The organism is Fictibacillus enclensis (genome assembly GCF_001457035.1).
Taxonomy (GTDB): Bacteria; Bacillota; Bacilli; order Bacillales; family Fictibacillaceae; genus Fictibacillus_C; species Fictibacillus_C enclensis.
The window spans coordinates 316,790-329,474 of sequence record NZ_KQ758617.1; the positions used below are offsets into that span (position 1 = coordinate 316,790).

The following is a 12,685-nucleotide window of genomic DNA, read 5'->3' on the forward strand; positions in this document are numbered from 1 at the left end:
AAAAAGGTCTCTTTTTTGTGCAATGAAGTATTAAAGAAAAATATCTGCCAGCTTCTCATACGATTTCTTTCGTTCTTCAAAGGAATGTAGATTGGTCAGCACCATAAATTCATTCGTTTGATAACGTTCAGCCAGGCTTTCCAGCTGGCGTTTTACCGTTTGGGATGAGCCAATTACCATTCGCTTTCTATTGATCTTGATTTTTTCCCGGTCGGCTTGTGAAAAGGAATAGGCATGCGCTTCCTCCAGGCTCGGTATTCTGCTGTCGAGCCCTTTTTCCACACGAAGAAGCCATAAATCCTGGCTTAATGCGAGCTCTGCCGCATGTTCATCACTCTCCCCGCAAATAACAAAGATGGCCGTGATCCCTGCCGGTTGTTTAAGAAGTGGGGAAGGAGCGAAGTTTGAATAGTACGCTTTGTATGCCTCCTGTCCACGGTCAGGGTGGATAAAATGCCCGAAAACATATCCAATTCCGAGTGAAGCTGCCTGCAGTGCGCTGTTTTCTCCGAGACCGAGCTCCCAAACCGGGGGAGGTGAAGGAACAGACGGGGATGCCTTTATTCCGTAATACGGATGATCAGAAGGAAGAGATCCTGATAAATAGTAAGTTAGGTCCAGAAGCTGACGGGGATATTGCGTCATGCTTTTTTTGATGCTGTCCGTCAGAGCCAGCCTCGTTTTCATCGTTCCTCCAGGTGAACGCCCCACGCCGAGGTCAATTCGCCCGGGATACAATGCTTCAAGCTGCAAAAAGGTTTCTGCCACTTTAAAAGGGCTGTATTGTGGAAGCAGCACTCCGCCCGAACCCACCCGGATGGTTCTTGTCCGGGCCGCGATATGTGCCATCATAATCTCAGGAGCTGTACTTGCCAGCCCTTTTGTACTGTGATGTTCAGCAAACCAGTAGCGCTTGTAGCCCCATTGTTCGGCAAGCTTTGCGAGCTCTGCACTTTGAAGCAGGGTCTCAGATGCGGTTTGCCCTTTAGGAATGGGAACTTGATCAAGTATGCTTAAGTGCATGAAGAATATGCCTCCAAGTATCGTCTTTTGTAGTCAGTCAAAAGGCTGCTTTCAATCGATCTGATTCCACTTATGAACCTGACGATCATGTATAAGAGGTTCGATGTTGGTCCGATAGGCTTTGTAATGAGCGGTATCCATATGGCGGTCGATGGACTCCTGGTCGCTCCAAAGTTCGTACAGCATAAACGTTTGTGGGTCAGCCTGTTCTTGATGCAGGTTATAGTGAAGACATCCTTCTTCATTTCTGGAATTCTTCATGACTTCGAGCAATACATCCTGTGTTTGTTGTTCTTTTCCCGATTTGGCTTTCAATGTAGCTAAAACAGCAATGGCACTCATTTTATTTATTCCTCCCGTTTTTGGTTGTTTAAGCTACTATACCGGACACGAATTAAAAAGTCATTTGATTTGCCCATGAAAAAGCCAGTCTCTAAAAGGTTAGAGACTGGCCTTAATTATTATTCTGCTGAAACGTGGAGAGTAACCGCAATATTTCCGCGAGTCGCTTTAGAGTATGGGCAAACCTGGTGAGCCTGTTCGATCAGTTGCTCTGCTTCCTCCTGGCTTGTTCCGTTCACTTTGGCATGTAAAGCTACGGCAAGGCCAAAGCCCCCATCTGTATCTTTTCCGATACTGACTTCTGCTGTCACGCTGGATTCAATCCGCTTTCTTGCCTGACGGGCTACAAGCTGAAGGGCACTGTCGAAGCATGCGGCATAACCGGCTGCGAATAATTGTTCTGGATTGGTTGCACCTGCTTCTTCTTTTCCGCCAAGAGATTTTGGCATGGACAATGAAAAGTCGATGGTGCTGTCACTGGATTTAACTTTACCCTGTCGTCCACCGTTTGCCGTTGCTTTTGCTGTATATAATGCATCTAACATAAAAGATCTCTCCTTTTTATCATTTGTATTGTGCACAATTTAATTGCTTGATGCTAATCTATCACACGTTTTACTGATTGTCAAAAATTAAATTTTTCGCAATTTAATTTGACGCATTTTTTTTTGTCATTTATAGTGTAGTAAGGAATTGGAAAGGGAAAAGAGGTGTTAGAAATGGAACAGGATCCATTAAAATTGGAAAATCAAATCTGCTTTATGGTTTATGCTGCAGCAAGGGAGATAACCAAACAGTATCGTCCGCTTCTGGAGAAACTCGATGTAACCTATCCGCAGTATCTGGTATTGCTGGTGCTTTGGGAACAGAGGGAAGTGTCGGTCAAAGAACTGGGAAAGAAATTGTTCCTTGATTCGGGTACGCTGACACCGATGCTGAAGCGTATGGAGTCTCATGAGCTGATTCTTCGGCAGCGTTCAAAACAGGATGAGCGGAGTGTAATGGTCTCTCTAACCGAAAAGGGGGAAGCCCTGCAGGAGGAGGCGGCATGCATACCAGGTGCCTTGCTCGAAAATATGAATCTTGATGACCAAGAGCTTTTCCAATTAAAGAAATCACTCGGAAAAATACTCAATAGCATACAGGAAGACTAAAAACCTCATTCCATCTTGAATGAGGTTTTTTTAATCCAAAAATACATTTGTAAATTTGCGGTGTCTGGTGCGTTCCCGAAAACTGCTCGGCGATTCACCAGTATACCGTCTGAATACCTTGCTAAAGTAATTCGAAGTATCAAATCCGCTTTGGCGCGAGATTTCCTTTACCGGGATGGTGGAATTCGACAGCCAGGCCATCGCCTGTTCGATTCTTTTCTTTGTAACGTACTGCATGGGTGTCGTCTGGAGGTGGGATTGAAACAGTTGGATAAAGTAAAACTTAGACAAGCCGGCCACAGCAGCCAATTCCTCCAGATGAAGCGGCGAGCTCATATTTTGATGGATATGTGTAATGGCCCGCTGCAGGCTTTCCGGCATGGGGGCGGTATCCTCGGTATACCCCTGGCCAAAACGGTGCAATGCCATGACAAACTCATAGGCGCGGCTTGAGGCCATATAGGCATCCTTGATTTCTTTGTTGGCAGCTTCCTGGTTGATTTGATGAAGAAGCTGGATCACGCGGGAAGAGTAGGGGATCTTCTGGACGGGTCCCCTTTTTTCCGTGAATGCCTCCCAGCACATTTTGGTGCTTTCGCCCACCAGAGTGATGAACATGAATTCCCATTCACTGCTCTCATCAGGCAGCCAATATTCGTGGTCACTTGGAACATCCACAAGGAACGCGTCTCCCGGTAACAGCGAATAGGTTGTTTCATTCACCCTGATCCTTCCTTCCCCCTTTGTTGTGTATTGAAAGATAAATGTGTTATCACCATCATTCCGTGTATTCCCATTCCACCGATAGACGGAAGAGGTTTGGAGCTCCCATCCTGCATACCACAGGTTGGCAGGCATGGATATATCCTTTTTGCGGTATTGAAATACGCTATTGCCATATGGCTTCTCTAACACCTGGTTCAGCAATTTATTACCCTCCAAAAACAGTATTTTACCATTGATAATAGAATGTAAGCGATTTAATATTGAGTATAACAAATATTCTTACAAATATCTTTGGAAAAACGATAACAATAAATTGCATGTTGGAGGAGAGCGTAATGAAAAAGATTAGCTTTATCGGAGCGGGAAGCACCATTTTTGCTAAAAATGTATTGGGAGACTGCATGCTGTCACCTGCGCTGCAAAGTTTTGAATTTGCGCTGTTTGATATTGATCCTAAACGTCTCAGCGAATCAGAGGCGATGCTGAACCAGCTTAAAAAGAATCTGAAATCTGACGTTATAATTAAGTCGTATACGGAGAGAATTCCCGCTTTATCAGGTGCTTCCTATGTCATTAACGCAATTCAGGTGGGAGGCTATAAACCAAGCACAGTGATTGATTTTGAAATCCCGAAAAAATATGGCCTGGAGCAAACGATCGCAGACACGATTGGGATCGGCGGGATATTCCGTGCCTTGAGGACAATCCCGGTTATGCTTGATCTTGCAAAAGACATGGAAAATGTATGCCCTGACGCCTGGCTTCTGAACTATACCAATCCGATGGCTTCCCTTACAGGTGTTGTTTTACGCTATACATCCATAAAGGCTGTAGGGCTATGCCACAGTGTGCAGGTATGTACAAGAGACTTACTGGAATCGCTGGATCTTCCGGCAGATGGCATAGAAGAGCGCATTGCGGGGATTAACCACATGGCTTGGCTTTTGGAGATCAAGCGCAACGGAGAAGACCTCTATCCGGAAATCAAGCGCCGTGCAAAAGAAAAGCAAAAAGAAAAGCACAATGACATGGTGCGCTTTGAGCTCATGGATAAATTCGGCTACTATGTAACGGAATCTTCAGAACATAATGCGGAGTACCACCCTTACTTTATTAAAAGAAATTACCCTGAACTGATAGAAAAATTCAATATCCCGCTGGATGAATATCCAAGACGATGTGAGCAGCAGATCGCAGACTGGGAAAAAATGCGCGACAGCATCGTGGATAATGAACAGCTGACCCATGTGCGTTCACATGAATATGGATCAAGGATCATCGAAGCAATAGAAACGAATCAGCCGTTTGTGTTTGGCGGAAATGTGCTGAATGAAGGAAACTTAATCTCCAATCTTCCGTCAAAAGCGGTCGTAGAAGTTCCATGTGTCGCCGACCGGAACGGAATCAAACCATGCTATATGGGTGAGCTTCCTGAACAGCTGGCCGCCCTTAACCGTACGAACATCAACACGCAGCTGCTGACGATCGAAGCAGCAGTCACAGGAAGCCGAGATAATCTGTACCAGGCAGCATTTTTGGATCCTCATACCGCTGCAGAGCTTTCACTGGATGACATCGTTGCGCTATGTGACGATCTCATTCAAGCTCACGGTGACTGGATTCCGGATTTTCCTAAGGAAGAGGCAGAAGCCATTAATTCATAATCCGTAAAAAATTTAAAATGGGATTAAAAGCTCATAGCAGTGCAGAGTAAAACGGGTGGAAATCTTCCACTCGTTTTTCACCTGATCGATTTAACAATCGGTGCCCTCTTTTATGTGACGTCTTTTCTTTACTTCATTGGTGGGGTTATCCTTTGGACGAAATCAGATCTTGAAGATGGATTAAACACATGAATCAAAAAGCTGTATAAACAACGAAAGGAACGAACCGATATAAACGGTTTCGTTCCTTTTTGTGTGTTAAAACTCTTTTCCCAATCGTTTGAACTCCTCATCAATTTGCTTAAGGTCAATTCGTTCAAACAGCGGGGATACTTCGGAAACCACAATATCTTTCGGAGTAACCATCTCCCAGGATGCACCGTCGAGCTTGAGCGTCTCACGTACTTTTTGACTGGAAAAAGGCAAAAAGGGTTCCAGGAGCTGAGTGAGATTGGCAATGATAACGACACAGGTGGCGAGTGTCCCGTTGACCCTGCTTTGATCTTTATCTTTGATTTGTTTCCAGGGCTGCTGCTCATCAAAGTATTTATTGGCAGAACGGATGTAGGAAAAAATCTCGTCCAGTCCTTCTCTAATACAGGACTCTTCGATGAGGGAGCCAATTCTATCATAGAGAGTAGGCAGCCCGTCTCTTGCAATGTTGGCGATTTCTCCTTCGGGAACCTGTCCATTGAACGACTTTTCGATAAACTTCAAGGTTCGGTTAACGAAATTTCCGTAGGCTCCAAGCAGTTCGCTGTTGTGGCTGTAAATAAACTCACGCCATGAAAAATCTGTGTCACGATTCTCTGGTGCATTGATTGTCAGAAAGTAACGAATGGAATCGGGATGATAGCGTTCTAATAGATCAGGAACCCAAACCGCCCAGTTCTTGCTTGTGGACAGCTTCTTCTTTTCCAATGTCAAATATTCATTGGAAACAATATGGCGGGGAAGGGCAGGATTCCCGATTCCATGGAGGATCGCCGGCCAGATAATGGTGTGAAAGGGAATGTTGTCTTTGCCGTGGACATAATAGGTTACGGTATCCTCCTGCCAGAACGGAGAATCATCTTTCCCTGTTAATTGCGCCCATAGCTTACTGGCAGAGTAATATCCCGATACGGCTTCAATCCATACATAGACTTTCTTCTTTTCATAGCCTTCAATCGGAACAGAAACACCTACGGAAAGGTCACGCGAAACGGCCCGGTCGATCAGCCCTTCCCGCAAATAACGTTTGGTCAGCTGAATGGCATTAGTCCGCCAGGTGTGCTTCTTTTCCGCTTCTTCCACATCGTTTTCCAGTACCTGCTGAAAGGAGCGAAGAGCAAAGTATAAATGCTCGGTCCGCTTGAAGACGGGTGGCTTGCCGCAAAGCTTGCACGTTCTGTCAAGGAGGTCTGAAGGATCAAGAATCGTCGAGCAATTGTCACATTGGTCTCCCCGTGCATGGCTTCCGCAAACCGGACAGGTGCCTTCAACATAACGGTCAGGAAGAAATTGTTCGTAGGTTTCGCAATACGCCTGTTCGATTTCTTTTGGATAAATGTACCCTCTCTTATAGAGAGAAAGAAAGATTTCCTGAACGATTTTGTGATGATGAGGATGATCTGTGCGGGTATAACAGTCATACGAGAAACCAAGCGCGTTAAAGTTATTTTCAAACTCCGTGTGATAGCGGTCCGCCACTTCCTCAGGCGTTATGCCTTCCTGTCTCGCCCTGATCGTGATAGGTGTTCCGTTGCAGTCGCTGCCTGAGACATACAGCACCTTTTCACTCTTTAACCGGTAATAGCGCGCCAATATATCTCCGGGCAGCAAGCTTGCAATGTGCCCGGTGTGAAGAGATCCATTCGCATAGGGCCACGCTCCTCCAATAAAAATAGCCATCAGTATTCCTCCTCATTGTTGAGCCCGGTCTCTACTACCCTTTCCCGAAACTCCTTTTATTCATACTAAACAACAGAAAAACCCCGCCCATATCTAAAAAAACAGATAAGGACGGGGCCGGTCTGCCCGTGGTACCACCTTTATTCATGAGAGGCTTGCGCCTGTCATCTCAGCAAGTACGGAGTGAGTAAAAAGAACACTCTTATACTGTGGTTTTGATAACAAGTGCCACCACTCGCTGCTCCCTACTCACAAGGTTCTGAATTCAGGACAGAGCTCTGAGACCATGTTCGAATCTTCATTAGTGCTTCTTTTCAGCTGCCGAAGCTCTCTGTGTAAAAATGGTGAGATTCTACTCTTTCTCATCATCGCCTTTTCAATAAAGGAATTGTTTCCTTATTATAGCAGGTTATTCTCTTTCAGTGAAAGCCTTTGTATATTCGGGTAAAAGAAGTACTTTTATATTTTTGAAAAGTACTTTCCCCTGATTGCTCAATATCCAAAACTTGTAAAAATAGCTCATTGTGTCTATTGCCTGGTTCTATTTTCACAGCGTACAATTAAGCTGTCTGAAAATTTAAAAAGAATAGGGGAAAAAAGAGATGATGAGAAAGAAAATGATCTGGTCCGCTGCAGCAGCCCTCGTAATTACATTGGGAGTGCCTGTCTGCCAGCAAGGAAGTCCCATGGCTCAAAGTTCAATGGTTAAAGCAAAAGAAATCAATGCGAAAGCAAGAGCAGATGCCTATTTAAAAGAACAAGCGGGCGCATTAAAGCTTCCTCAGGATCTTTCCGGTCTTTCTTATGTCAATACTGTGCAGACACGGGCGGGGAGCTACGTGAGATACCAGCAAACGGTCAATGGGTACCAAGTATTCGGCAGACAGCTCGCAGTAACAGTGGATCCTTCAGGAGAAATTTCTCTTGTGGTCTCGGACTATATTCCCTACACATCAGTAGAACGGGTGGAGGACAAGCTTTCCAAAGGGCAGGCAGAGTCCAAAGCTCATAAGTTGATAGGAGACAATGGAGAGGGAGATTGGGGAACGACAAAGAATACGTTTGGGTATGTGATCCAAAATAGAAAGGCCATACCAGCATACAAGGTTATTGTGCATGCAAAAAAACCTTTTGGCGCATGGGAAACCATCGTTCACGCAGGAACAGGGAAATTGTTGAAAAAGAAAGACTTAAACCAAAAAGCGATAGGATCGGGACAAGTATTTTATCCGAACCCCGTAGAGTCAAGCGGAAGTGCCTCCAATCTTGCAGATAATAACGATGCCGATTCCCCGGAATTAACCGCACAGCTTAAACCGGTGGCGCTGCAGGGACTTGATGGATCAGGTACACTTACAGGTGATTTTGTTAATGTTTATTCCAAAGCAAAAACAAATAACAAAAGCAATGTTTTCCGTTATACCCGTTCCGATGACCGGTTTGAAGATGTAATGGCCTACTATCATATCGACCGCCTGCAGCGTTACATTCAGTTGCTCGGCTTTACAAACATCAATAACCGCTCCATAACAGCCAATGTGAATACATATAAAGGAGATAACTCTTTTTACAGCCCGACCAAAAAGGATCTGACCTTTGGATCAGGCGGTGTGGATGATGCGGAGGACGCAGGGGTTATTGCCCATGAATATGGTCATTCCATACAGGATAACCAGGTTCCGGGGTTTGGAGATTCCATTGAAGGAGGCTCCATGGGTGAAGGCTTTGGGGATTATCTCGGTGCTGTTTATGAAGACGCACTTTCCGGAAAATCCTTTGGCAGAGCTTGTGTAGCCGAGTGGGATGCGACCTCGTATTCCGCAGGCGATCCCCCTTGCCTGCGCAGGCTCGATGAAAACAAAGTGTACCCGAACGATGCGATAGGTGAAGTTCATGCCGACGGGGAAATCTGGTCTCAGCCTCTTTATGAATTGGCAAATGCAATGGGACGGGATGCTGCCACTAAAATCATTTTGCAGTCTCATTGGTCGCTGACTCCAAATGCATCCTTCAATGACGGTGCACGTGCCATTAAACAGGCAGACAAGCTCCTTAACAACGGGAAAAATGGAACGTTGATTGACCGGATCTTCAATGCCCGGGGATTATCTACAAAATAATGAATGCATCAAAAAAAAGAGCCAGCCGGCTCTTTTTTTGATTAAAGATGTGTTGGAGTGTCGCGGATGACGCCGTGCTCGGCCTCTAAGCTTCCGTTACTTGCAACTGCGCCGATAAGCGCGGTCAAAACCAAAAATGTTCCCAAAAGAATTTTTGCTTTTTTCATCGTAAATACCCCATTTCTTCGATTTTGGTTTTAGCGCGGAACGCCTGGTAAAAATAAGTACTGGCTTTTTCAAATTGTTTTTCATGATGAAGAAGGGTAGCAAGAGATTCTGTATAGTCCTGCACAAAACCCCAAAGCTGTTTTTCTTCAAAGTATTTCAAATGCTCAATAACAATCTGTTCAATTTCCCCGAAAGGAAGATCAGAGTACTGGGCATTTAAAATTTGCAGGTGATGGAGATACTCTTCATTTTGAACGCTGCAGCACACATCCATGCCTTGATGAAGATAATAAAATCCATTTTCCTTATCATTCATCTTGAAGTATTCACGTGCAAGCAGAAAGGAAAGCTTGTGAGGGATAAACTTTTTACTGTACAGTTCGCCGAGATGCCGGATGGCGATATCGGATAAATTTTGTTCAGAATAAAGAAATCCCAGGTTATAGCGAATAAAGTTGAGCAATTCTTCGCTTTTAAATTTTTCTGCGATATCCAGTGAATCTAAAAAATGCTCTTCTGCCTGTTCATATTGTTTGAGGCTGAGGCTGCACAAGCCCAGGATGTTTTCACAATCAGCGCATCTTAAATCATTCTTTGAAACTTCTTCGAACGTCTCCCTGGCCATTTTTGCATAACTGATGGCAAGCAAAAATTTGCGGGTATGGTAGAAGGCGGCAGCCGCTTTATAATAGAATTCGGCTACTTCAATTTTATCCTCCACACAGCCTAAAAAACGCTCGGCGATCTGATAACTGGAAACAGCATCCACGTGCCGGTTCATGCTGGATGCAAACATGCCGTTAAAAAAGTGATAATAAAATGCCATTTCAGGGGAAAGTTGTCCTTCAAGCAGTTCCAGTTGCTTCAAAAGGACTTCGGTGTCGTCATACCTTTTATGGATGAGTGTATACCGCGTCTCCAGCAGAGAGTGCCATAGCAGTTCCTGATGATCCAATTGGGCAGGATCAAGCAGTTCCTGTATCTCAATATTTAATTCCTCGACAACTGCCAGATTCCGATCCCTCATACTTACATTCCATCGACTGAGCAATTCAATGACTTCAGACGCCTTTTCTGTTTGTAATATCATGATAACTCCCCTTAAGAAGGTTATATAAAAATAGTAGCATATAATGGAAAAAGTAAAATTGGGAAAGTGAACCGGAAAATATTATAATAAGTGAGGGGTTTTTGATCTCATTTTCCCAAGTTTTTATAAAATTTCGATTTATTTGTTTGGCCATTGGTGTTTATGATTGTTGCTGCCGTGGTATGTAGCTATGAGGAAGGTGTAAGTAATGTATAAGTTTTTGGTGGCCATACCGCTTCTTCTGTTGGGGATATGGCTTGGATACGAAGGTCAGGATAAGGCGGAAACCTCCGAAAAAAAGGAAACGGCAAAGGATTCTCAGTCCATCCACACGCTGTCCAGTGTAATTGTTTCTACCGATCAATTACATAATACGGACCAAAGGATTTTGTTTGAGCAAGTCATTTCAACGGATCAGCTTTTTCAGAAGCAGCCGGTAAAAAGACCTGAAGGTAACCGGAAACTGACTGAAAACGTAAAGGTTGCAAAGGCTGAACCTAAATCAGCAGAATCAAAGCCAGAAAAAAAGGAGCAAAAAAATACTGGTAAAGAGAAACTAAAAGGTAAAAAACAGCTTGCTGGGAAGGTAAAAAAGGATAACGGTAAACACAAAGGTAAGCAAAAAGGTAAGCAAAAAGGTAAGCAAAAAAAACAAATCAAAAATATAAAAGAAAAAGAATCTCCACTGCCTGATAAGCACCCGTCAAAAGTAAAGCCGGAAAAAGCGGAAAAGAAACCGAAGAAACCGGAACCCCTGCAAAAGGCAAAACCAATGGATAAACCGGTTGTCGAGAAGCAGCCGGATCCGGCAGGAGATGAAGAAGCAAATGATCCTGGTGATGAAAACGGGTCGCTGCCAGCAAGCGAAAATAATGGAAATGATCAGCAGGAAGACTCAAATCCAACAGCCATGGAAAAACAGGATACTGAATAAACAAAAAAGCCTTTATTAAAGAAAAGGCTTTTTTAATTCCAAAAAAATCAGCTGTTTATTGAATGATTGGAGGCACTCTATATGTATATATTTACCGGAACTGAAATTAAACAAATCGATCAAGTTGCCCAAAAAAGCGGGCTTGATGTTTTCGCATTAATGGAAACCGCCGGGAGAGCCTTGTTTGAGGAAATGAAGAAGCACATCGGCAAAACAGACAGGATCCTGATCATGTCAGGGAAAGGAAACAATGGCGGTGACGGAATTGTGCTGGCCAGGTATTTGCAGCAGAATGGCTATTTGTGTGAATTGGGTTTTCCTGCAGGAAAACCCAAAAGTGAAACCGCACTGAAGCATTTTGCCCACTATACCTCTTGCGGACGTAAAGTATCGGAGATTGAGGGGACATACGATGTAATTGTTGATGCCCTTCTAGGGGCAGGAGCGACTCCTCCTTTACAAGGTGAAATACAAAAGGTGATCCGCTGGGCCAACGAACAGCATGCGCTTAAAATTGCAGTTGATCTTCCAACGGGTGTATCGGCAGATGAAGGAGGAGCCGACGAAGCGTTTCAGGCTCATTATACGTACTGCCTCCATGGCTATAAGCCTTCCGCTTTTTTGGAAGGCAGCACGGACTTTTATGGAGAGAAAAAGGTCCTTTCCATTGGCTTGCCTCAAGAATCGAAATGGCGGGTATGGACGGAAGAACAAATGAAACAGACCTTTCAAAAAAGAGAGCAGGGTGCTCATAAAGGAACGTTCGGGACTGGCCTGCTGCTTGCGGGTTCAGATGAAATGCCGGGAAGTGCTCTTCTTGCAGGCATTGGCGCATTGAGGAGCGGGATAGGAAAACTGATGATAGGGACAAGCCGGTTTGTGGCAGGTATTCTGGCAGGCCGTATTCCGGAAGCCATGTACGCGCACGACGGGCTTAAAAAAGTAGTGGACGGTCAGGTGCCAAAAGGAATGAAAGCATGTGCCATTGGGCCAGGGCTTCCAGATCAAAAAGCCATCGAAGGGGCATTACAGGTTTTGTTTCAAACCGATCTTCCCCTGATTATTGATGCAGGAGCACTTGGAGAACGCCAATATCCGAGCAGGAAAGCTGAGATTATCTTGACTCCCCATCCCGGGGAATTCAGCAAAATGACAGGAGTTCCGGTACCTGATATTCAAAAAAACCGTCTGCATTTTGCCCTAAAGTATGCACAGGAACAAGGAGTTATTACCGTATTAAAAGGAAGAAATACCGTCATTGCCTTTCCGGATGGAGATCTATTTGTCAATGAAACTGGAAATGCGGGTCTTGCCAAGGGAGGCACCGGCGATACATTAACGGGGATGCTGCTTGCTTTTATCTCTTCGGAAAAAGACATCAAATCGGCCGTGGCAAATGCTGTTTATTTTCATGGCTGCTGTGCTGACCTCTGGGACAAAACAAAAGCACAGCGCGGATTATTGGCCAGTGATGTAAGTGAACTGCTTCCCGAAGTCATGAAGAATTTTGAATAACCAGAGCAAGAGAAAAAGAGGTTTTAAACAGGGTGCTAATGGATAACTATTGATTA

The 12,685-nt window shown here is 44.5% G+C and carries 12 protein-coding genes and 1 other annotated feature; of the genes, 5 read left to right on the forward strand and 7 right to left on the reverse strand.

Features of this window, described 5'->3' with window-relative positions:
• Window positions 1-30 precede the first annotated feature (30 nt).
• From AS030_RS01715 to AS030_RS01725, 3 genes are all read right to left on the reverse strand, one after another.
• Entirely contained in the window at window positions 31-1,023 is a 993-nt protein-coding gene (locus AS030_RS01715) for an LLM class flavin-dependent oxidoreductase (RefSeq protein WP_061967683.1), read from the reverse strand.
• Window positions 1,024-1,074: 51 nt separating this feature from the next.
• The gene (locus tag AS030_RS01720; protein ID WP_061967685.1) at window positions 1,075-1,365 is read right to left on the reverse strand and encodes a putative quinol monooxygenase; all 291 of its coding nucleotides are present in this window, start codon (window positions 1,363-1,365) and stop codon (window positions 1,075-1,077) included.
• Window positions 1,366-1,484: 119 nt separating this feature from the next.
• Window positions 1,485-1,910, reverse strand: coding sequence for an organic hydroperoxide resistance protein (locus tag AS030_RS01725; RefSeq protein WP_061967687.1), 426 nt, complete (start codon window positions 1,908-1,910; stop codon window positions 1,485-1,487).
• Between the two features lie 174 nt (window positions 1,911-2,084).
• Here AS030_RS01725 and AS030_RS01730 point away from each other — a divergent pair, with 174 nt between their 5' ends.
• Window positions 2,085-2,519: a MarR family winged helix-turn-helix transcriptional regulator gene (locus tag AS030_RS01730; RefSeq protein WP_061967690.1), complete on the forward strand. Its 435-nt coding sequence runs from the start codon at window positions 2,085-2,087 to the stop codon at window positions 2,517-2,519.
• 30 nt (window positions 2,520-2,549) lie between these two features.
• On the opposite strand, the gene AS030_RS01735 is transcribed toward AS030_RS01730, so the two are convergent.
• A complete protein-coding gene (locus AS030_RS01735; RefSeq protein ID WP_061967692.1) occupies window positions 2,550-3,446 on the reverse strand; it encodes an AraC family transcriptional regulator in 897 nt (298 codons plus the stop codon).
• 134 nt (window positions 3,447-3,580) lie between these two features.
• Between AS030_RS01735 and melA the strand changes: the two genes are divergently transcribed.
• Window positions 3,581-4,909, forward strand: a complete 1,329-nt coding sequence (gene melA, locus AS030_RS01740) for an alpha-glucosidase/alpha-galactosidase (protein WP_061967695.1) — start codon at window positions 3,581-3,583, stop codon at window positions 4,907-4,909.
• A 258-nt stretch (window positions 4,910-5,167) separates the two neighbouring features.
• Here melA and metG read toward each other — a convergent pair whose 3' ends face one another.
• A complete protein-coding gene (metG, locus tag AS030_RS01745; RefSeq protein ID WP_061967698.1) occupies window positions 5,168-6,802 on the reverse strand; it encodes a methionine--tRNA ligase in 1,635 nt (544 codons plus the stop codon).
• 104 nt (window positions 6,803-6,906) lie between these two features.
• Window positions 6,907-7,180: a binding site (T-box leader), on the reverse strand.
• Window positions 7,181-7,404: 224 nt separating this feature from the next.
• Here metG and AS030_RS01750 point away from each other — a divergent pair.
• Window positions 7,405-8,922, forward strand: a complete 1,518-nt coding sequence (locus AS030_RS01750; protein WP_061967704.1) for a M36 family metallopeptidase — start codon at window positions 7,405-7,407, stop codon at window positions 8,920-8,922.
• A gap of 41 nt (window positions 8,923-8,963) precedes the next feature.
• On the opposite strand, the gene AS030_RS24505 is transcribed toward AS030_RS01750, so the two are convergent.
• Both AS030_RS24505 and AS030_RS01755 read right to left on the reverse strand, forming a co-directional pair.
• A complete protein-coding gene (locus AS030_RS24505) occupies window positions 8,964-9,089 on the reverse strand; it encodes a hypothetical protein (protein WP_276203830.1) in 126 nt (41 codons plus the stop codon).
• Entirely contained in the window at window positions 9,086-10,180 is a 1,095-nt protein-coding gene (locus AS030_RS01755) for a tetratricopeptide repeat protein (RefSeq protein ID WP_061967706.1), read from the reverse strand. Before AS030_RS01755 ends, AS030_RS24505 begins: the two co-directional genes overlap by 4 nt.
• A gap of 208 nt (window positions 10,181-10,388) precedes the next feature.
• Here AS030_RS01755 and AS030_RS01760 point away from each other — a divergent pair, with 208 nt between their 5' ends.
• Window positions 10,389-11,114 (forward strand): hypothetical protein, encoded by a 726-nt coding sequence (locus AS030_RS01760; RefSeq protein WP_061967709.1) that lies wholly within the window; start codon window positions 10,389-10,391, stop codon window positions 11,112-11,114.
• Between the two features lie 81 nt (window positions 11,115-11,195).
• Entirely contained in the window at window positions 11,196-12,629 is a 1,434-nt protein-coding gene (locus AS030_RS22830; protein WP_074440442.1) for a bifunctional ADP-dependent NAD(P)H-hydrate dehydratase/NAD(P)H-hydrate epimerase, read from the forward strand.
• Window positions 12,630-12,685: the final 56 nt, after the last annotated feature.